Source organism: Clostridium sp. YIM B02551 (assembly GCF_022324735.1).
Lineage (GTDB): Bacteria > Bacillota > Clostridia > Clostridiales > Clostridiaceae > Clostridium_T > Clostridium_T paridis.
Window position 1 is genome coordinate 81,872 of record NZ_JAKGTF010000004.1, and the last position, 22,670, is coordinate 104,541.

Below are 22,670 nucleotides of genomic sequence, written 5' to 3' on the forward strand. Positions count from 1 at the left end.
CCATATTTATTATGGGAGGATATATTATGTTTAATTTTTTTAAAAAGAAAGAAAATAACTCAAACAAAGGCTTAGATATTGCTTTAGACTATGATAAGATTCCAAAACATATAGCAATAATAATGGATGGAAATGGAAGATGGGCAAAACAGAAGGGTCTACCAAGAAGTTTTGGACATAAAGCTGGAACTGAAACAGTAAGAAAAGTAATTAAAGAATGTAATAGACTTGGTGTTAAATATCTTACACTTTATGCATTCTCAACAGAGAATTGGAAAAGGCCTAAAGATGAAGTGAATGTATTGATGAACATCTTAGTTGAATATCTAAGAAAAGAATTTAATGAGTTAAATGAAAATAATGTTGTTATAAATCATATTGGAGATATCACTGGATTGCCTTTAGAATGCCAGAAAGAGTTAATATCTGCTTATGAGAGAACAAAGAATAATACTGGAGTTACCATGAATTTAGCTATCAATTATGGTGGAAGAACTGAAATAGTTGATGCCACAAAAAAAATAATAGAAGAAATAGAAAATGGTATACTAACAATAAATAATTTAAATGAAAAGATGTTTTCTTCTTATCTATATACAAAAAATATGCCAGATCCAGATTTAATTATAAGACCTTCTGGAGAGCAAAGATTAAGTAATTTCTTATTATGGCAATGTGCTTATTCAGAATTCTGGTATTCTAACATAAATTGGCCTGATTTTAACGAAGATGATTTACGTAAGGCTATTTTTGACTATCAAAATAGAGATAGAAGATACGGTGGAATAAAATAGCGGAGGTATCTTTATGAAATCCAATAATAGGTATTTGGGAGCAGTAATAATTGCACCTTTTATAATATTTATTTACTTAGGGGGAGATTATTTAAAGTATTTCACAATAGCCTTGTCGGCAGTTGGGTTATACGAATTTTATAAGACATTGAAGGTAAAAGAGTTTAATCCAATAATCCCAGCCGGATATGTACTTTTAATCTTATTCTATTTATTTAACAATAATTTTGAAATATTAATGTACATAATAATAATTAGTTCCTTCATATTATTATGTATTCCTATAATTGACTTGAAAGTAACTTTTATAGATGTAGCGTTAACATTATTAGGATTTATCTATGTAGGTGTGTTTTTCTCATTTATTTATCTAGTAAATAAAAAACCTGGCGGAGAATTTTTGGTATGGTTGATATTTATAGGGTCTTGGTTATGTGATACTAGTGCATACTATGCAGGAAGGCTATTTGGAAAGCATAAATTGATTCCTAAAGTAAGTCCTAAGAAAACTATTGAAGGATCTATAGGCGGGCTTATAGGTGCATCAGTCTTTTGTGGTTTATTTGGAATTTTTGTACAAGGATATTTTACTGAAGTTCAATTATATCATTATTTTATAATTGGAGCTTTATGTGGAGTATTCTCGCAATTTGGTGATTTAGTAGCATCATCAATAAAAAGATATGCAGGAATTAAAGATTACTCAAATCTAATACCTGGTCATGGTGGAATATTAGATAGATTTGATTCAATTTTATTTTCAGGAATAATTGTATTTTATTACTTAACTTTTATTGTGAAATTATAAGCTATACACAATACATGTAGTGTCTCATATCAAGTGAGGCACTTTTTTTTCTGCAAAAAATAGTTACTATTAATACTTAGTTGCTATAATTTTCTACTTATACAATAAGTTTATTAAAAACTTCATTGATATGATTTATATGTTTGATATAATAATACTATGAAAGAAGGCAGTTAAGTTCGACGTATTTTAGGAGGTAAATAATGAAAAATATAAGTATTTTAGGCGCTACAGGCTCAATTGGAACCCAGACACTAGATGTTATTAGGTTTCATAAAGAAACCTTAAAGCTTGTTGCAGCCTCAGCTCATAAGAATTGGGAAAAAACTATTGAAATTATAGATGAATTTAAGCCTAATTATATAGTTATGACTGATGAGTTGGCATATGAAAAAGTTAATGAGTATATTAAAAATAACAACCTATGCATAAACTTATTGTTTGGCATGGAAGGATTAGAAAAAATTGCATCATTAGAAGAAGTAGATGTAGTTTTAACATCAATTGTGGGTATGATAGGATTAAAACCAACTTTAGCTGCAATTAGAGCTGGAAAAGATATAGCTTTAGCTAATAAAGAAACTTTAGTAGTTGCTGGTGAATTAGTAATTGCTGAAGCTAAAAAACACGGTGTGAAAATTTTACCGGTTGATTCTGAACATGGTGCAATCTTCCAGTGCCTTCAAGGAAAAGCAGATAATAAAATTAAAAAAATTCTCTTAACTGCATCTGGTGGACCTTTCAGAGGTAAGAAAATAGAAGATCTAGAAAATGTAACATATAGGGACGCACTTAAACATCCAAAGTGGAATATGGGTCAAAAAATTTCAATAGACTCTGCAACTTTAATGAATAAGGGCTTAGAGGTAATTGAAGCTCATTTTCTCTTTGATGTTTCCTATGAAGATATACAAGTAATTGTACATCCTCAAAGTATAATTCACTCAATGATTGAATATACTGATTCAAGTGTGATAGCTCAATTAGGAAGTACTGATATGCGCTTACCCATTCAATATGCATTAAACTACCCAGAAAGAAAAGAAAATATATCTGAAGCTTTAAATTTTTGGGAGATAAATAAATTAACATTTGAAAAACCAGATTTTGATACTTTTAAATGTTTATCCCTAGCTTATAAAGCTGGGAAAGTAGGAGGTATCATGCCTACAATATTAAATGGCGCAAATGAGGTATTAGTTGAATTATTCTTAAAGGATAAGATTAAATTTTTAGAAATTCCAGAAATAATTGAAGATTGCATGAATAAATTTTATGTAAAGAGTCCTTTAACCTTAGATTTAATTTTAACAAAAGATAAAGAAGTTAGAGATTACTTATATAGCATTTATAGTTAGGAGGAAATTCTGTGTATATAATTTTAGCGATATTAGCTTTTTCAGTTTTAATAATCGTACATGAATTAGGTCATTTTATAATGGCTAAAGTTAATGGGGTAAGAGTAGATGAGTTTTCTATAGGATTTGGCCCTAGAATTATAGGCGTAAAAATTGGTGAAACAGATTACTGCTTAAGGATTCTTCCTTTTGGTGGTAGAGTTGCTATGCTTGGAGAAGAAGGTAGCGATGATGAAGCTGAGGGTGTAGATTATAGTAGAAGCTTAAATGCTAAACATCCCTTAAGAAAAATTTCAATAATAATCGCTGGTGTAGCAATGAATTATCTATTAGCAATTATTATTTTCCTAGTAATGGCCTTGAATTTAGGTATTACATTACCAGAAATCAAAGAAGTTATTCCAAACTCAGCTGCAGAGCAAGTTGGATTAAAGCAAGGAGATAAATTCCTTAAAATAGACGATGTTAACATATTAACTTCTGATGATGTAACAGTGGCAGTAGCCATGTCTAAAGGCAGTGAGATGAAAGTTAGGGTACAAAGCGGAAGTGAAATAAAAGACTTATCCTTAACCCCTAAATTAAATAAAGATACAGGGTCCTATCAGATAGGATTTTACTTTAATGGAATAGAAAAGCCTTCTTTCGGTCAAAGTGTAACTTATAGCATGAAAGAGACCGTATCTTTAGTAAAACAAACTTTCTTAGGCTTTAAACAAATTTTCTCTGGTAAAGCAAATCTTAAAACTGATGTTGGCGGACCAGTGACAATAATCAAAATGAGTGGAGCTGCAGCAAAAGCTGGTATATGGAATCTTTTATTCTTTGTTGCATTAATATCAGTGAATTTAGCTGTATTGAACTTACTGCCATTTCCAGCATTAGATGGTGGATGGGCCTTCTTTATATTAATTGAATTAATAACTGGAAAGAAAATACCACCTAGATTCCTAAATGCAGTTAATTCTGTAGGATTAATGGTTCTTTTAGGTTTGATGGTCTTAGTAACAATTAAAGATATAATTTTCCCAGTTAATTTTTAGGAGTGTAAATAAATGAATAGAAAAGAAACAAGAAAAATAAAGGTTGGTAACATATATGTAGGTGGAGATAGCAGAATTACTGTTCAATCCATGACCAATACAGATACAAGAGATGCTGAAAGTACTATTAAACAAATAAGAGCACTACAAATAGCAGGATGTGATATAATAAGATCTGCAGTTCCTGATATGGAGGCAGCTGAACAAATTTCTAAAATTGTTAAAGGAATTAGTATTCCTTTAGTAGCTGATATTCACTTTGATTATAGATTAGCTTTAGAGTCTATCAAAAATGGCGTTGCAGCTATAAGAATAAACCCTGGTAACATAGGTTCAATGGAAAGAGTAAAAATGGTTGCGGAAGCTTGTAAGGATAAAGGAATTCCTATAAGAATCGGAGTAAATTCTGGATCTTTAGAGAAAGAACTTTTAGAGAAGTATGGAAAACCATGTCCTGAGGCAGTTGTTGAAAGTGCTTTAAAAAGTGCTGCAATCTTAGAAAGTGTGAATTTTAGAGATATTGTAATATCCATTAAATCATCTAATGTAAATACAATGATAGAAAGTTATAGATTGATGAGTGAAAAATCTGATTATCCTCTTCATCTGGGTGTAACGGAATCAGGTACACTTTGGAGAGGTACAATTAAATCTTCTATAGGCATAGGTACGCTTTTATCTGAAGGAATAGGGGATACCTTGAGAGTATCTTTAACTGGAGACCCTATAGAAGAAGTAAAAGTTGGTAATGAGATTCTTAAAGCCCTTGATTTGAAGAAAGGCGGAATAGAATTTGTATCATGTCCTACCTGCGGAAGAACTCAAATAGATCTTATAAAGATTGCCAATATAGTTGAACAAAAGCTAGCTGAGTGTAAAAAAGACATTAAAGTTGCAATAATGGGCTGTGTAGTAAATGGGCCTGGTGAAGCAAGGGAAGCTGATATTGGAATAGCTGGTGGAAAAGGCGAAGGTATTATATTTAAAAAAGGTGAAATTTTAAAGAAAGTAAAAGAAGAATATTTAGTTGAAGAGCTAATGAAGGAAATTGATAAATTATAATTTAAAGAAGGGTAATCCCTTCTTTAAATATTTTAACTATGGGAGGATTTATTCTTGAGTAAGGAATTTATTGATTCAATAAAAAATGAAATAGAAAAAATAGAAGCCTTAGAAGATAAGAATATTCGAATTTCTGGTTTTCAGTTTATGAAAAAAAGTAATAAATTGAAGGCTGTAATTAGAAGTAGTGAATCTCTTTCAAATGAGGAAGAAAAGATAGTAAAAGATATAATAACAAAAAAATTAAATCTTAGTTTACATATTGATGTAATAACCTTAATAGATATTTCTAACATAACATTACAAGAAGTGGTTAATAAACATTGGAATGAATTAGTTCAAGAGATAATAAAGAAACATCCTCTAGCTAAAGAAATACTTCTATCAGGTAAGAAAGATGTTAATGATAATTCTATAGTTATTTCTTATGGTTCAGAAATATTAATAAAGGTTGCAAAGTCTCAAAAGATTCAAGACTTATTAAAAAGGTATATTTCATATCTTTTCGGCATAACAGCAATAGTATCATTTAAATTTGATGAAAATATAGATGCTGCAATAAGTAAGGAATACGAATCCTTTAAAAAACAAGAAACTGAGAAAATTATAAAAGTAATAAAGACTGTAGTTGCAACCTCAGTTACTAAAGATTCAAAACCAAAAGAAAATCAACAAAAGTATTCTAATCAGGAAAATAAAGATGCAAAAATTGATAATGAAAATTTAATAATGGGTAGAGTTATTATGGAAAACTCTGTTCCTATAAAAAGTATAAGTGAAGAGTCTGGAACCGTAGCAATTACAGGTGAAATCTTTAAGGTTGAAGCTAGAGAAACTAAGAGTGGTAAAATACTACTTACTTTCTTTATAACTGATTATTCCTCTTCTATTATTGCTAAAGCCTTCCTTAATCCAAAAGTACAAGAAAGAGTTTTGGAAAATGTTAAAAAGGGATTATACTGCAAAATACGTGGGGAAGCTAGATATGATAATTATTCAAGGGAAGTAACCTTCAATGTTAAAGATATTGTAAAAATGCAAAAAATACAAAAGCAAGATCTAAGTGAAGAAAAAAGAGTAGAGTTACATTGTCATACTACAATGAGTACAATGGACGCTGTTACCTCTGCATCAAAACTAATTGAAAGAGCAGCCAAATGGGGACATCCTGCTATAGCCATTACAGATCATGGTGTAGTTCAAGCATTCCCTGAAGCTATGGATTCTGCAAAAAAACACGGTATAAAAGTGATCTATGGAGTTGAAGGATATTTAGTTGATAATGGTGTACCTATTGCACTTAATGAAAAAGGAGAATCTTTAGATGATACTTATGTTGTTTTCGATTTAGAAACCACAGGTTTCTCCTCAAAAAATGATGAAATTATTGAAATAGGTGCCGTAAAAGTTCAAAATGGTTCAATTATTGATAACTTCTCTACATTTGTTAATCCGGGAAGAAGTATTCCTTATAATATTACAGAATTAACTTCAATTACAGATGACATGGTTGCAAATGCACCTTCAATTGAAGAGATTCTACCTAAGTTTTTAGAATTTTGTACAGATAGTGTTTTAGTTGCTCATAATGCTAATTTTGATACATCTTTTATAAAAACAAGCTGCAGTAAATATTCATTACCTTTTGATTTTACTATTATAGATACAGTTCCTTTAGCTAGATTCTTATATCCTGAGCTTAAAAGAGTGAAGCTAAATATAGTAGCAAAACATTTAGGTATTTCACTAGAAAATCATCATAGAGCTGTTGATGATGCAAAAGCTACAGCTGAAATATTATTAAAATGTTTTGAGAAGATTAAAGATGATTTAAACATATTTGATTTAAAGAAATTAAATGAGGAATTTTTAAGTAATGTAGATATTAAAAAACTTCCAGCTTACCACATAATATTATTAGCCAAAAATCAAGCTGGACTTAAAAATCTATATAACCTTATAAGTATTTCACATTTAGATAATTTCTTTAAGAGACCGAGAATACCTAAAACATTACTAGAGCAGTATAGAGAAGGGCTAATTATAGGTTCTGCCTGCGAAGCTGGTCAAGTATATAAAGAGATTCTAGCTGGCAAAAGTGATGAAGAGTTAGAAGATACTATTAGATCATATGACTATTTAGAAATTCAGCCTATAGCTAATAATAATTTTCTTATTGAAAAAGGGAATGTAAAAGATGAGGAAGAGCTTAAAAATATAAATAGAAGAATTTATGATTTAGGTAAAAAGTATGGAAAGGATACAGTTGCAACATGTGACGTTCACTTTATAGATCCAGAAGATGCAATCTATAGAGCAATTATACTTGCTGGACAGGGTTTTGGTGATGCTGATAGTCAACCACCTTTATATCTTAGAACTACTGATGAAATGCTTAAGGAATTTAGCTATCTAGGAACTGATATAGCAAAAGAAGTTGTTATAACAAATCCAAACAAGATTGCGGACTCTGTTGATTCATGCAAGCCAATTCCTGATGAAACATATCCTCCTAAAATCGATGGAGCAGAAGATGATATTAAAAATATGACTTTAAATAAAGTTCATAGTATTTACGGTGATAACCTACCTGAAGTAGTTCAGAAGAGATTAGATAAAGAATTAAATTCTATCATCTCTAATGGTTATGCAGTGCTTTATTTAATTGCTCAAAAGCTTGTTGCTAAATCAATTTCTGATGGATATCTAGTTGGTTCAAGAGGATCTGTAGGTTCTTCCTTCGTAGCTACAATGTCAGATATAACTGAGGTTAATGGATTACCTCCACATTATGTATGCCCTAATTGCAAAAAATCTGAATTCTTTTTAGATGGATCTATAAGTTCAGGTGCAGATTTACCTGATAAAAATTGTCCTGATTGTGGAACTCTATATATAAAAGATGGTCATGATATTCCATTTGAAACCTTCTTAGGCTTTGAAGGTGATAAGGAACCTGATATAGATTTAAATTTCTCTGGAGATAACCAGGGAGTTATCCATAGGTATACTGAAGTTCTGTTCGGAAAAGGCTATACATTCAAAGCAGGTACAATAGGTACTGTTGCGGAAAAAACTGCCTATGGATATGTTAGGAAATATCTTGATGAGAGAAATATTATTACATCATCAGCAGAAATAGAACGTCTAACAATAGGGTGTACAGGAATTAAAAGAACTACTGGGCAGCATCCTGGGGGAATTATGGTTGTACCTAGAGATAATGATATCCATAATTTTTGTCCCGTACAGCATCCAGCAGATGATAGTGAATCAGATGTAGTAACAACACATTTTGATTATCACTCAATAAGTGGTAGACTTCTAAAATTAGATATACTTGGTCACGACGATCCTACTGTTTTAAGAATGTTACAAGATTTAACTGGTTTAGACCCAAAGACAATCCCTCTTCATGATGAAAAAGTTTTAAGCTTGTTTACTAGCCCAGATGCGTTAGGCGTAACAAAGGAAGAACTTGAATGTGAAGTAGGTACTTATGGACTTCCTGAATTCGGAACCAAATTCGTTAGACAAATGCTTTTAGATACTAAGCCACAGACCTTTGCTGATTTAGTTAGAATATCAGGCCTTTCTCATGGTACTGATGTATGGCTTAATAATGCTCAATATTATATAAAAGAAGGATATACTACATTAGGTGAATGTATCTCAACAAGAGATGATATTATGGTTTACTTAATTTATAAAGGGGTTCCCCCTAAAACCGCTTTTAACATAATGGAGAAAGTTAGAAAAGGAAAAGGCGTATCAGAGGAATATGAGCAAATAATGAAGGAAAATAATGTTCCAGAATGGTACATTGAATCTTGTAAAAAGATTAAATACATGTTCCCTAAAGGCCACGCAGTTGCCTATGTTATGATGGCTGTGAGAATAGCATACTATAAGGTATATTATCCATTAGCCTATTATGCAACATACTTTACAGTTAGAGCTGATGATTTTGATGCAGATTTAATATGCAAAGGGGAATCTGCTATAAAAAATAAATTACAAGAACTTTATGAACTTGGTAACAATGTTACTCAAAAAGATAAAGGACTAACTACTATTTTAGAAATCTCCTTTGAAATGATTAAGAGAGGCTTTAAATTCTTAAAGGTAGATCTATATAAATCCCATGCAACAAAATTCTTAATTGAAGATGGATTTATAAGACCACCAATAAATTCTCTACAAGGTGTTGGTGCAAATGCAGCTAAGAGTATTGCTGAATGTAGAGAGAACGGAGAATTTATTTCAAAAGAAGACTTAAGATTAAGAGCGAAAGTTTCTAAAACTGTAATAGAAACCTTATCTAATCATGGCTGTTTAGAAGGATTAGGTGAAACAAATCAAATATCCTTATTTGGATAAATTTCTTTTCAAAGGGTATTGTAATAAATTTCTACCTATGATATCATAATTTATGAAGCTTAATTAATAGAAACAGGAAGGGAGTGGACAATTGTCCGCTCTTTCTATTTTATGAAACGCAACTCCTAAGGTTGCGTTTTTAGTTGGGTTTCATAATTTGTATTCAATATAGTCTTAGTTTTAATCATTAATTTATATATTGTACAGTATAAATTAATTTTCTCTATTAAAACCCTTAGCTTAGGCTATACTAAATATAAATTATAATAAATTTTAAAAGGAGGTACATTATGAGAGAAATAGAAAACAAAATACATGAACTAGTTAAACCAATAGTAGAAGAAAACGGATACGAGCTATATCATGTAGAATATGTTAAAGAGCAAAATGATTATTATTTAAGAATATATATAGATTCTACTAATGGAATATCACTTAATGACTGTGAAACAGTAAGCAGAGCCGTAAGTGATATGTTAGATACAACTGATCCAATTAAGGATGCTTATTACTTAGAAGTTTCTTCTCCAGGTATTGATAGACAATTATTTACTAATGAACATATTGAAAAAAGTATAGGTTCACAAGTTTTAGTAAAATTATCAAAGGCAATTAATGGTCACAAGAACTTAAAAGGAAAATTACTTGAAGCTAGTGATAATGAAATCATTGTAGAAAATGATAATGATACAGTTACAATATCTAAAGAAAAGATTAAAACCATAAATATTATAGGTGAGATATAAATTAAGGGAGGGTATATTAATGAATGAGGAATTCATTACAGCATTAAAAGAGATAATCAAAGATAAAGGGATAAGCGAGGATTTAATTTTTGCTACTATTGAAGATGCTCTAATAAATGCCTATAAGAAAAATTATTCATTTGGTAGTGACAGAGGTGCACAAAATGTAAGAATTAGCATCAATAGGGAAACTGGTGAACTTCATGTTTACTCACAAAGAGAAGTTGTTGAAGATGTATACGATGCTCTTACTGAGATAGAACTACCAGATGCAAAAGAAATTAATCCTAATTATGAATATGGTGACATAGTTGAAATTGAAGTTACTCCAAGAAATTTTGGAAGAGTAGCTGCTATGCAAGCTAAACAAGTTGTTTTGCAAAGAATTAAAGAAGCAGAACGTAAAATAGTTTACAATGATTTCAAAGAAAAAGAATTCGACATCATCTCTGGTACTGTTATAAGAAAAGATAGAGGTAACGTTTTTGTAGATTTAGGAAAACTAGAAGCAATCCTAGGACCTAATGAACAAATGGCTGGAGAAGCTTACAATTTTAATGAGATGTTAAAGTTATATATAGTTGAAGTTAAAAATGGTTCAAAAGGACCACAAGTATTAGTTTCAAGAACTCATCCAGGATTAGTTAGGAGACTTTTTGAACTTGAAGTTCCTGAAATATATTCAGGTGTTGTTGAGATAAAATCAATAGCTAGAGAAGCTGGTTCAAGAACTAAGATTGCTGTACACTCAAATGAAGAAGATGTTGATCCAATGGGAGCTTGCGTAGGCCCTAAAGGTCAAAGAGTTCAAAATATTGTTAATGAACTAAAAAATGAAAAGATAGATATAATTAAATGGAGCAAGGAACCTGAAGAATTTATAGCTAATGCTCTAAGCCCATCTAAAGTTTTAGATGTTCAAGTTGATGAAGATAATAAATCAGCTAAAGTTGTAGTTGACGATTCTCAGCTTTCACTAGCAATAGGAAAAGAAGGCCAAAATGTTAGACTTGCTGCAAAGTTAACTAACTGGAAAATTGACATTAAAAGCAAATCTCAAGTAGAAGAATAAAAAGAATAGAGAGGTGTTTTTAATGAAAGTTAAAAAGATTCCTATGAGAATGTGTAATGGATGCATGGAAATGAAACCAAAAAAAGAATTGATTAGAATCGTTAAATCGCCAGAAGGTGATGTTTCAGTAGATCTTACTGGAAAGAAAGCTGGTAGAGGCGCTTATATATGCAAAGACTTAGAATGTCTTGAAAAAGCATATAAGTCTAGACGACTTAATAAGAACTTACAAAGTGAGATACGTAACGATGTCTATGAAAAGCTAAAGGATGAAATAAATAATGATAAATAAGTTTTTTCAATTTTTAGGTTTGTCAAAAAGGGCTGGGAAATTACTTGAAGGATATAACAAGTGTAATGATGCATTAAATAAAAGAGAAATCTTTTTATTTATTCTATCTCTCGATATATCAGAAAGAACTAAAAAGCTTTTTATAACTTATTGTGAAAAAAATAATATTCCCTATATACTAGATTTTTATAAAGAAGATCTTGGGAGTGCCATTGGTCGTGCAGAAGTTAATATAATTGGAGTTACAGATGATAATATCTCAAAGAAGCTATTATCACTATATGAAGAAAATAAACAAATTTAACCAAAATATTCGGGGGTGAATATATGTCTAAAATTAGAGTATATGAATTAGCAAAAGAATTAGGTGTATCAAGTAAAGACTTAATTACTTTGTTGGAAGAAGAATTTTCAATAATTGTAAAGAATCACATGAGTGTTATAGAGGATGAAGATGCTGAACTAATAAAAGAACTTTTATCAGGAAGCTCAAAATCCGAATTAACTTCTGATTCTTCTGAACCAAAAACTATAGTAGACGAATATGAAGATATGGTTGCTGAAGAAGTAAACAATCAATCAAAGAAGAAGAAAAAAGGCAAAGGCAAGAAAAACGAAGATGATGCTGCTAATGGTGACGCAGATGGTAGTAATAAAGTTATTGAAATAGGAGATAGTATTACTGTTAAGGATCTTGCTGACAAACTTAACAAGCCAAGTACAGAAGTTATAAGAACTTTAATGTTCTCTGGCGTAATGGCTGCTCTTAACCAAGAAATAGATTTTGAAACTGCTGAAAAGGTAGCTGAAAAATTTGAAATTTTATTAGAAAGAAAATCTGATGATCTTACTTTAGAAAAAGTTGAAGAAGAAGTTGAAGAATCAGAAGAGAATCTTAAGAAAAGACCACCTATTATTACTGTAATGGGACACGTTGACCATGGTAAAACTTCATTACTAGATGCAATAAGAAAATCAAGTGTAACTGAAAGAGAAGCTGGTGGTATTACACAACATATTGGTGCTTATACAGTTACAGTTAATGGAGAAAAAATAACATTCTTAGATACTCCTGGTCACGAAGCATTTACTGCTATGCGTGCTAGAGGTGCTCAAATTACTGATATAGTAATTCTAGTTGTTGCTGCAGATGATGGAATAATGCCTCAAACTAAAGAAGCTATTAACCACTGTAAAGCTGCTGGAGTTCCTATGATAGTTGCTATAAATAAAATGGATAGACCTGGTGCTAACCCAGATAGAGTTAAACAAGAATTAACAGAACATGGATTAGTAGCAGAAGACTGGGGTGGAGATACTATATGTGTAAATGTTTCTGCCAAAACTCAAGAAAACCTTGATACTTTATTAGAAATGGTACTTCTTACTGCTGAAATGCTTGAGTTAACTGCAAATGCTGATAGAAGAGCTAAAGGAACAGTTGTAGAAGCTGAGCTTGATAAAGGTAGAGGTGCTGTAGCTACTTTATTAGTTCAGAATGGTACATTACATGTAGGAGATTCTATTATAGTTGGTTCAACATATGGAAGAATCAGAGCTATGTTTGATGATAAAGGTAAGAAGATAAAGTCAGCTGGACCATCAATCCCTGTTGAGATACTTGGTCTTTCAGAAGTTCCTGCTGCAGGTGATAGATTTAACGTTGTTAAAGATGAAAAGACTGCTAGAACTATGGCTGAATCAAGAAAAGAAAAAGTTAGAGATGAACAACTTAATTCAAATCATAGAGTTTCATTAGAAGACTTATATTCTCAAATAAAAGAAGGTAAGATAAAAGAACTTCCTGTAGTAGTAAAGGCTGATGTTCAAGGTTCAGTAGAAGCTATCAAATCCTCACTTGAAAAACTTTCTACAGATGATGTAAAAGTTAGAGTTATTCATGGTGGAGTTGGAGCAATTACTGAAACAGATGTAACACTAGCTGCTGCATCAAATGCAATAATTATAGGATTTAATGTTAGACCTGATACTAATGCAAGTATTGTTGCTGAAAAAGAAGCCGTAGATTTGAAGACTTATAGAATTATCTATGATGCAATAGAAGATATTAAATCAGCTATGATTGGAATGCTTGACCCAGATTATAAGGAAGTTGTATTAGGTAAGGCAGAAGTTAGAATGACATACAAAATCTCTAATGTTGGTACTATAGCTGGTTCTTACGTACTTGATGGTAAGTTAGTAAGAAATTCTGAGGTAAGAATAATAAGAGATGGAATCGTAATTTTTGAATCTACTTTAGGTTCTTTAAAAAGATTCAAAGATGATGTTAAAGAAGTTAATGCTGGATATGAGTGTGGTATTACAGTTGAAAAATTCAATGACATTAAAGAGGGAGATATTGTAGAAGCATTTACAATAGAAGCTATTAAGAGAAAAGAACTATAAAGAGGTGATTTTATGGCTAATTACAGAGGCGGAAGAATTAATGAGGAAGTTAAGAAAATTATTTCTTCCCTAATTCAATACGAGATTAAAGACCCTAGAATGTCAGCCATGGTTTCAGTTACAGATGTTAATGTAACAAAAGATTTAAGATATGCTAAAGTTTTCGTTTCTATCTTTACGAATAATGAAGAAGAAAAGAAGGCAACTTTGCAAGCTCTAAAGAGTGCAAGTGGTTTTATTAGAAGAGAGTTAGGTCATAAAATAAATCTAAGATATACACCTGAAGTACTATTTGAAGAAGATTCCTCAATATCTAATGGTATGTATATCGATTCTTTAATTGAAAAGATTAAGGAGAAGTAATCATGGATGAAGTAATAAAAAAAATAAATGAATCTTTAAATATAGGCATAACTTATCATGTTTCCCCAGATGGTGATGCATTAGGAAGTGCACTGGCATTACTGATGGGACTTAAGAAATATGGGAAAAATGCATATATAATTTCAAAAGACATAGTTTCAGATGACATGGGATATTTACCATGTTCATCTGAAGTTAATGGCTTTCAAGTAACTCCTAAGGAAGATACAGACTTAGTAATCGTTGTTGATTGCGGTAATTTGGAAAGAATTTCAGCAGATTTAGGTGACTATTCAGGTACTATAATAAATATAGATCATCATTTATCTAATGATGAATATGGAACTATAAACTATATAGATGTGAATGCTGCTGCAACTGCTGAGATAATATATTACCTTTTAAAGACAATGAATATAATTATAAATAAAGATATAGCAACATGTTTGTATACTTCCCTAGTTACTGATACTGGTTCATTTAAATTTTCAAATGTTACTAAGAGAACTCATGAAATTGCTGGAGAGTTAATTGAACTAGGCATTGATAACTCTTCAATACATTCTGAAATATTTGATAATAAACCATTAAATAGCCTTAAAATTCTTGGAGAAATATTAAAAGGAATTAAAGTGTTTTTTGATGGAAAAGTTTCTTACCTTGAGTTAACAAAGGAAATTTGTGATGAGTCTACAGATGTATCAGATGTTGTTAATTTTGGCCTTAAAATAAAAGGTGTTGAAGTTGCAGTTTTTATTAAGGAAATAAAAGATGGTGTCAAAGTTAGCTTAAGAAGTAAACATGAATTTGATGTAAGAAAAATTGCTGAAGTTTTTGGTGGTGGCGGACATACCAAAGCATCAGGAATTACATTTAGAAATAAAACTATCCAAGATGTTAAAGAACTTATTTTAACATCTATAGAAAATGAGTTGGTTTAATGAATGGCGTAATTAATATAAATAAACCTAAAGGAATTACTTCTTTTGATGTTGTTTATAAGATTAAGAAAATTTCTGGAGAAAAAAAAATAGGTCACACTGGAACACTAGATCCTTTGGCAACTGGTGTTCTACCTATTTGTCTAGGAAAAAGCACAAAATTAATTGATTATATAATGTCAGGTAAAAAAAAATATAGAGTAAAATTTCAATTAGGTATAATAACTGATACCTATGACTCAGAAGGTACCATATTAGAAGAACATGATACTTCCTTTATAACAAAAGAAGAGGTTTTACATGTTATTAACTCCTTTAAAGGTGATATAATGCAAGAACCACCAATGTATTCTGCATTAAAACAAAATGGAGTAAGACTATATGAGTTAGCAAGGAAAGGCATTGAAGTTGAGAGAGAAAAAAGACCAATTTCTATCTTTAATATTGAGAATATTGAGATAGATTTGCCATATATAACTATGGATGTAAGTTGTTCTAAAGGCACATACATTAGAAGCTTATGTTATGATATAGGTAAAAGTCTTAATGTAGGTGCTGTAATGAGAGAATTAACTAGAATGGCATCAGAACCTTTTGATATAAAAGATTCCGTAGATTTAGAAAGCTTGGATTTAGAAATTTTATTAAAACATATGATTTCTTCTGAAGAAGCACTTTCAATGTATGAAAGTGTTATATTAGAAGAAGGTTATGAAAAACTACTCATAAATGGTGTGAAACTTCTAGATCCTAATTTTACAAAGAGCTTTTTTGAATTAGATGAATTATATAAAGTATATAATTCCAAAAATGAATTCTTAGGTATTGGAAAAGGTACTGACCAAGGATTCAAACTACTTAAAAATCTTATGGAGTAACAAAAAGGGGAATATATAAATGATTATAATTAATGAAATTAATAGTGAAACAATCAAAGAAGATACTTATATTGCATTAGGCAGTTTTGATGGTTTACATAAAGGACATTTGACTTTAATAAAGAAGGCTAGAGAATTAGCTAACGCAAATAACGGGAAAAGCATGGTATTCTCTTTTAAGAATCATCCCCTTTCATTAATTAGACCTGAATTAGCACCTAAGCTTTTAATGAGTAATGAAGAAAAGATTAAAATACTAAGTGATTTAAATATTGATATATTTTCTTTAGTTGATTTTAATGAAAGCTTTATGAAAATTGAACCAGAAGATTTTATTTCTTTATTATGTACAAAGTATAATGCAAAAGGAATAATTGTTGGATTTAATTATAGATTTGGGTATAAAAACAAAGGTAACATAGAGCTTTTAAAAAGTTTAGAAGAAAAATATAATTTTAAGTTACATATTTTAGATGCTTATAAATATAAAGATGAGATAGTAAGTTCATCAAGAATTAGAGAAGAGATAAGTAGTGGAAATATCGAAGATGCTAATGAAATGCTTTCAAGAACTTATTATGTTGAAGGGAAAGTGATTCATGGTAAAAAGCTGGGAAGACAGCTTGGATTTCCAACTGCAAATCTTGAATATTCTTCCGACTTCATCTTACCTAAGATAGGTGTATATTATACAAATGTAGTTATTAATGAAAAACAATATAAAGGAATCACATCAGTTGGTTATAACCCTACCGTTAAGGGTGAAAGTTTAACTGTAGAAACATATATATTAGATTTTGATGAAGATATATATGATAAAATGCTAAAGGTTTATTTTATCAAAAGAATAAGAGATGAAGAAAACTTTGCATCTTTAGATGAATTAATAGCTCAATTAAATTCTGACAAAGAATTTGCTGTAAAAGAGTCTTTAAGTATTAATTTGTAAAAATTCATTTACAATGGAAATTTCTTTTGTTATAATACTCTTTAGGAACCTACTTCTAAGAGTTAAGACTAGCCGACTTTCTTCTTGGAAATAGGGGATAAATTACGGAGGTGTATTTACATGGATAAAACTAAAAAGGCAGAAATAATCGCAAAATATGCAAGACATGAAGGAGATACTGGTTCTCCAGAAGTTCAAATTGCTCTATTAAGTGAAAGAATAAACTCTTTAACTGAGCATTTAAGAACACATAAAAAAGACCACCATTCAAGAAGAGGTCTTTTAATGATGGTTGGACAAAGAAGAGGTTTATTAAACTACCTTAACAGCATCGATATCGAAAGATACAGAACAATCATCCAACAATTAGGATTAAGAAGATAATTATAGAGCGGTATATCCGCTCTATTGTTTTAGAAGGGCAAAATTTGTAAAATTATGTAGATTTTTACATAACCTAAAGGAGGTTAATTTATGAGCCATATTTATTCAACAACTGTTGCCGGAAGAGAAATGAAAGTAGAATTTGGTAGTATTGGTATGCTATCTGATTGTGCTATGTTTATGAGCTATGGTGATACAGTTGTTTTAACAAATGTAAATGCTTCAGAAAAACCAAGAGATGGAATAGATTTCTTTCCATTAAGCGTTGAATATGAAGAAAGACTATATGCAGTAGGTAAAATACCTGGTGGATTTATTAAAAGAGAAGGAAGACCTTCAGAAAACGCTATTTTAAATGGTAGAGCTATTGATAGATCTTTAAGACCTTTATTTCCAAAGGGATTCAGAAATGATGTGCAAGTTGTTTGTACTGTTGTATCTGTAGAAAACGATAATCTTCCAGAAATCTTAGCTATTAATGCAGCATCTACAGCATTAGCTATATCAAGCATTCCATTTACAACTCCTGTAGCAGGTGTTCAAGTAGGACTAATTGACGGAAGTTTTATTATTAATCCAACGTCAGCTCAAAGAGAAAAATCTGAAATGTTTTTAACTGTTTGTGCAACAAAAGACAAGGTAATGATGATTGAAGCTGGTGGAAATGAAATACCAGAAGAAACTATGATCAATGCTATCAACTTTGGATTTGAGGAATGTAAAAAGATTGCTTTATTCCAAGAAGAGTGCGTTAAACAATTCGGTAAAGAAAAGATAGTTCCTGAATTACACAAAGTAGACGAAGCTCTAGCTCAAGAAGTAAGAGATTACTCATATGAAATATTAAAGTCTGCAATGTATATTATTGATAAAAATGAGAGAAACTTAGCAGTAGATGAAGCTAAAGCTAAAGTTCTTGATGCATTTAAAGAAAAATATCCTGATAACATGAGTGATGTTGGAGAGGTAGTTTATAGCATCCAAAAAGAAGTAGTAAGACACATGTTATTAAAAGAACATAGAAGACCTGATGGTAGAAGATTTGATGAAATAAGACCTATAAACTGCGAAGTTAATGTACTTCCAAGAACTCATGGTACTGGTATATTCACAAGAGGATTAACTCAAGTTATGACAGTTGCTACATTAGGTGCAATTGGTGATGTTCAAGTTCTTGATGGAATAGGTGAAGAAGTTTCAAAGAGATATATGCATCACTATAATTTCCCTGCATACAGTGTTGGAGAAGTTAGACCTTTAAGAGGACCAGGAAGAAGAGAAATTGGTCATGGAGCGTTAGCTGAAAGAGCTTTAGAACCATTAATACCTTCTGAAGAAGAATTCCCATATACTATAAGATTAGTTTCAGAAGTTTTAAGCTCAAATGGATCAACTTCACAAGCTTCAGTTTGTGGATCTACTTTAGCATTATTAGATGCTGGTGTACCAATAAAAAGACCAGCTGCAGGTATTGCAATGGGATTAATTACTTCTGAAGATTTAACTGAAGAAGGAGTTATTACAGATATTCAAGGAATAGAAGATTTCTTTGGAGACATGGACTTTAAAGTAGCAGGTACAGAAGTAGGTATTACTTCAATACAAGTTGACACAAAGCTAGCTGGATTATCAGAATATGTTATCAGAACAGCTATACAAAATGCTAAGAAAGCTAGAATGGAAATTTTAGATAAAATTAATGCTTGCATATCTGGTCCAAGAGAAGAAGTATCAGAATTTGCACCAAAGACTTCTGCTATGCAAATAGATCCTGATAAAATAAGGGATGTAATAGGAGCGGGTGGAAAAGTAATTAATAAAATAATTGCTGACACAGGTGTTAAAATTGATATTAAAGATGATGGTAAGATATTTATATCTTCTTCAGACTCAGCAGGAGTTAAGCAAGCAATGAGTATAATTGAAGGTTTAACAAAAGAAGTTAAAGTTGGAGAAGTATATTTAGGTAAAGTAACTAAGATAGCTGCATTTGGAGCATTTGTAGAAGTGTTACCTGGAAAAGAAGGATTAGTTCACATTTCAAAACTTGATGTGAATAGAGTAAATAAAGTTGAAGATGTTGTATCAGTTGGAGATGAAATATTAGTAAAAGTTACTGAAATTGATGCTCAAGGAAGAGTTAACCTTTCTAGAAAAGATGCGATTGTAGATACTGAAAAAAAAGATGAAGAATAAATAGAAGGGCAATTATTAGTTGCCTTTTTATTTTTTAAATGGAGGCATTATGTATAACTTATATACTTTAAAAAATGGATTAAGAATTGTAACTGAAAAAATTGACTACATTAATTCCATTAGCATTGGTGTTTTAGTTAATAATGGTTCTAGAAATGAGAATCCAAGTATTAATGGAATATCTCACTTTATTGAACATATGTTATTTAAAGGTACAAATAAAAGAACTGCCAAGGAAATCGTAGAAGAGATTGAGAATGTTGGTGGTCAAATAAATGCTTATACTAGCAAAGAATCAACATGTTATTATATTAAAGCTTTAAATACACATTTAGAACTTTCTATAGACATTTTAGCAGATATGATTCTAAACTCTAAATTGGATGATGAAGAAATATCTAAAGAACAAGGAGTAGTAATAGAAGAAATAAATATGAATGAGGATACACCTGAAGAAGTCTTAGGTGATGTATACGCTAAAGCTGCCTTTGGTGATGATTCTTTATCCTATGCAATTTTAGGTACTCCTAAAACTGTATCAAGCTTTAATTCAAAAAAGCTAAAAGATTTCATAAATGACAACTATACTACCCAAAACACTGTAATTTCAATATGTGGAAATTTTGATGAATCTGAATTAAAAGCTTTAATAGAAAATTATTTTGGTGTATGGGAAGAGACTTCAAATAGATCTTTTGAATATTCAAAGTCTAAATTAGAAGAAAACTTTTTATATACTGAAAAAAATATAGAACAACTTCATATTAACTTTGGACTAAATGGTGTTCCGAATGGTGATGAAAGAGGTTATAGTTTAGTTCTTCTAAATAATATACTAGGCGGCGGAGCATCCTCTATTTTATTTCAAAAAGTTAGAGAAGAGTTAGGGTTATGCTATTCAATATACTCATATCTGCTACCATTTCAAAATGTTGGTGCATTTAATGTATACACCGGGTTAAGTCCAACGTATGCTGGTAAAGCTATTTCTGTTATTAAAGAGGAATTGAATAAATTTAAAACAAGAGAATTTACTCAAGAAGAGATAAATATTAATAAAGAGAAGATTAAAGCACATTATATTTTAGGATTAGAGAGTACCTCTGCAAGGATGTTTAATAACGGTAAATCCGTACTATTCCAAAATAAAATAAATACTCCAGAAGATATAATAAAAAAAATAGATAGAATTAATAAAGATACCATAAAAGAAGTTCAAAGTGTTTGTTTTAATGATGGAATTGTAAATGGAGCCTTTGTTGGGAAGAGTATTTCTCTTGATGAATTATCTGCTCAATGCGAGAAGGATGTTTTTGCTTATAATTCTATAAATGCAACATTAGTATAGTTGACAATATAATATTATGTAAATTTTATGAATGTATTTAGTTATAAATTACCTCCTTAACTCATATTATGTTTTAAGGGGGTAATGCTATGAGTGAAAATATTAAAACATTAAGTGAAATGGAACGTTTTGAAATAATTAACGTAAATGACGGAGAAAAATATAGTTATTTATCTAATAATGATATTATAATTGATGATGATGGGAATCTTAAGTTTTTAATTATTAATTTAAACAACTCAAAATTTTCATTTTTCGGAGGTAGTGAATATTTAGAAATACCTTGGGAGTATGTAAAAAAAATAGGATCAAAAACTATCATTCTAGATGTAGAAGAAGAGAATATTAAACGAGCAAGGTTATAAAATTAAGAGGAAGTGGATATTTTGAAATTTTTAGTACAAAAATTCGGTGGCACATCTGTATCAACTGAAAGTAGAAGAAAGTTTGTAGTAGAAAAAGTAAAAGCAGCTATAGATGAAGGATTTTCACCTGTAGTTATTGTTTCTGCTATGGGCAGAAAAGGTGAACCTTATGCAACAGATACATTGTTATCTTTGCTTGATGATAAATTTAAAGAAGAAAATAAACAAGCTACAGACCTATTAATGAGTTGTGGTGAAATAATAAGTGCAGTAGTAATGAGTAATGAATTAAATAAGATTGGGCTAAAGGCTATGCCATTAACAGGTGGACAAGCTGGTATATTAACTAACGATGACTTTACTAACGCTACCTCAACTAATGTAGATATTACAATGTTGAGTGACATAACATCCAAGGGATATATACCTGTAATAACTGGATTTCAAGGAATGACAAAGGAAGGCTTTATAACTACCTTAGGTAGAGGAGGTAGTGATACTTCTGCTTCCTTAATTGGTGTTGCTTTAAATGCTCACGAGATTCAAATATATACTGATGTAGATGGAATAATGACTGCTGATCCAAGAATTGTAGAAGATGCTTCATTAATAGATGTAATCAGTTATAGTGAAGTTTTCCAATTAGCAGACCAAGGTGCTAAGGTAATTCATCCTAAGGCAGTAGAAATTGCTATGAGAGGGAATGTGCCACTAGTAATTAAGAACACAATGAATAATTGTTCTGGTACATTAATAAATAGCATAGGTGATTCAAATAGCACAAGAATAATAACTGGAATTACATATTTGAACAATAGAATACAAGTTTCTATTAAATTAGAGGATAATCAAGGCAACCCTCATTATAAGGAACTATTAGATATTGTTGCAAATAATGATATCAGTTTAGATTTAATAAATATATTTCCAAAAGAAAAAATATTTACAATTGATAGCAGCAAGAAAAATATGCTAGAAACAATATTTAAAAATATTAATATTAAATATACCTTAATAGAAAATTGTAGTAAGATCTCTGTCATAGGCTCAAGAATGGCAGGAATACCTGGAGTAATGGCAAAGATAATAAAAGCGTTAAGTGATAGTAATATAGATGTACTTCAAACTGCTGACTCTCATAGCACTATTTGGTGTTTAATTGAAAGTGATAAGGTAAATGAAGCTACAAATATTTTACACCAGACTTTTCAATTATAGATTTTTAAGTTTAACTAATAACTTATTCAAACAAGAATAAATTAGGTTTCCTATAGTATAAAAA

The 22,670-nt window shown here is 30.5% G+C and carries 20 protein-coding genes; all 20 read left to right on the plus strand.

What is annotated here, in order from left to right; all coding sequences use genetic code 11:
* Positions 1–26 precede the first annotated feature (26 nt).
* The 20 genes from L1S47_RS06170 (at position 27) to dapG (ending at position 22,606) form a co-directional block, all read left to right on the plus strand.
* Positions 27–794, plus strand: coding sequence for an isoprenyl transferase (locus tag L1S47_RS06170; protein WP_238882579.1), 768 nt, complete (start codon positions 27–29; stop codon positions 792–794).
* Between the two features lie 13 nt (positions 795–807).
* Entirely contained in the window at positions 808–1,602 is a 795-nt protein-coding gene (locus L1S47_RS06175) for a phosphatidate cytidylyltransferase (RefSeq protein ID WP_238882581.1), read from the plus strand.
* Between the two features lie 203 nt (positions 1,603–1,805).
* Complete coding sequence (locus L1S47_RS06180) at positions 1,806–2,960, plus strand: 1-deoxy-D-xylulose-5-phosphate reductoisomerase (protein WP_238882582.1); 1,155 nt, start codon at positions 1,806–1,808, stop codon at positions 2,958–2,960.
* A gap of 11 nt (positions 2,961–2,971) precedes the next feature.
* Positions 2,972–4,003 (plus strand): RIP metalloprotease RseP, encoded by a 1,032-nt coding sequence (gene rseP / locus L1S47_RS06185; RefSeq protein WP_238882584.1) that lies wholly within the window; start codon positions 2,972–2,974, stop codon positions 4,001–4,003.
* A gap of 12 nt (positions 4,004–4,015) precedes the next feature.
* On the plus strand, positions 4,016–5,065 hold the full coding sequence (gene ispG, locus L1S47_RS06190) for a flavodoxin-dependent (E)-4-hydroxy-3-methylbut-2-enyl-diphosphate synthase (protein ID WP_238882586.1): 1,050 nt from the start codon (positions 4,016–4,018) through the stop codon (positions 5,063–5,065).
* Positions 5,066–5,119: 54 nt separating this feature from the next.
* Entirely contained in the window at positions 5,120–9,445 is a 4,326-nt protein-coding gene (locus L1S47_RS06195; RefSeq protein ID WP_275297791.1) for a PolC-type DNA polymerase III, read from the plus strand.
* 290 nt (positions 9,446–9,735) lie between these two features.
* Positions 9,736–10,191 carry a ribosome maturation factor RimP gene (gene rimP, locus L1S47_RS06200; RefSeq protein WP_238882587.1) on the plus strand — a complete coding sequence of 152 codons (456 nt, stop codon included), beginning with the start codon at positions 9,736–9,738 and terminating at the stop codon, positions 10,189–10,191.
* Positions 10,192–10,210: 19 nt separating this feature from the next.
* Entirely contained in the window at positions 10,211–11,263 is a 1,053-nt protein-coding gene (nusA, locus tag L1S47_RS06205; RefSeq protein ID WP_238882588.1) for a transcription termination factor NusA, read from the plus strand.
* A gap of 22 nt (positions 11,264–11,285) precedes the next feature.
* A complete protein-coding gene (gene rnpM / locus L1S47_RS06210; RefSeq protein WP_238882589.1) occupies positions 11,286–11,555 on the plus strand; it encodes an RNase P modulator RnpM in 270 nt (89 codons plus the stop codon).
* Positions 11,545–11,859 (plus strand): ribosomal L7Ae/L30e/S12e/Gadd45 family protein, encoded by a 315-nt coding sequence (locus tag L1S47_RS06215; protein ID WP_207753582.1) that lies wholly within the window; start codon positions 11,545–11,547, stop codon positions 11,857–11,859. Before rnpM ends, L1S47_RS06215 begins: the two co-directional genes overlap by 11 nt.
* Before the next feature lie 23 nt (positions 11,860–11,882).
* The gene (gene infB, locus L1S47_RS06220; RefSeq protein ID WP_238882590.1) at positions 11,883–13,964 is read left to right on the plus strand and encodes a translation initiation factor IF-2; all 2,082 of its coding nucleotides are present in this window, start codon (positions 11,883–11,885) and stop codon (positions 13,962–13,964) included.
* Between the two features lie 12 nt (positions 13,965–13,976).
* Positions 13,977–14,327, plus strand: a complete 351-nt coding sequence (gene rbfA / locus L1S47_RS06225; RefSeq protein WP_202766263.1) for a 30S ribosome-binding factor RbfA — start codon at positions 13,977–13,979, stop codon at positions 14,325–14,327.
* Between the two features lie 2 nt (positions 14,328–14,329).
* The gene (locus L1S47_RS06230; RefSeq protein ID WP_238882591.1) at positions 14,330–15,268 is read left to right on the plus strand and encodes a bifunctional oligoribonuclease/PAP phosphatase NrnA; all 939 of its coding nucleotides are present in this window, start codon (positions 14,330–14,332) and stop codon (positions 15,266–15,268) included.
* Positions 15,268–16,146 (plus strand): tRNA pseudouridine(55) synthase TruB, encoded by an 879-nt coding sequence (truB, locus tag L1S47_RS06235; protein WP_238882592.1) that lies wholly within the window; start codon positions 15,268–15,270, stop codon positions 16,144–16,146. Before L1S47_RS06230 ends, truB begins: the two co-directional genes overlap by 1 nt.
* Positions 16,147–16,165: 19 nt before the next feature.
* Positions 16,166–17,095, plus strand: a complete 930-nt coding sequence (locus L1S47_RS06240; RefSeq protein WP_238882594.1) for a bifunctional riboflavin kinase/FAD synthetase — start codon at positions 16,166–16,168, stop codon at positions 17,093–17,095.
* Positions 17,096–17,215: 120 nt separating this feature from the next.
* Positions 17,216–17,479, plus strand: coding sequence for a 30S ribosomal protein S15 (rpsO, locus tag L1S47_RS06245; protein ID WP_202766266.1), 264 nt, complete (start codon positions 17,216–17,218; stop codon positions 17,477–17,479).
* Between the two features lie 90 nt (positions 17,480–17,569).
* Positions 17,570–19,675, plus strand: coding sequence for a polyribonucleotide nucleotidyltransferase (locus tag L1S47_RS06250; RefSeq protein ID WP_238882596.1), 2,106 nt, complete (start codon positions 17,570–17,572; stop codon positions 19,673–19,675).
* A gap of 49 nt (positions 19,676–19,724) precedes the next feature.
* Positions 19,725–21,023 (plus strand): pitrilysin family protein, encoded by a 1,299-nt coding sequence (locus tag L1S47_RS06255; RefSeq protein ID WP_238882598.1) that lies wholly within the window; start codon positions 19,725–19,727, stop codon positions 21,021–21,023.
* Between the two features lie 89 nt (positions 21,024–21,112).
* Positions 21,113–21,388, plus strand: coding sequence for a YlmC/YmxH family sporulation protein (locus L1S47_RS06260; RefSeq protein WP_202766269.1), 276 nt, complete (start codon positions 21,113–21,115; stop codon positions 21,386–21,388).
* Positions 21,389–21,409: 21 nt separating this feature from the next.
* Positions 21,410–22,606: an aspartate kinase gene (dapG, locus tag L1S47_RS06265; RefSeq protein WP_238882599.1), complete on the plus strand. Its 1,197-nt coding sequence runs from the start codon at positions 21,410–21,412 to the stop codon at positions 22,604–22,606.
* Positions 22,607–22,670 lie beyond the last annotated feature (64 nt).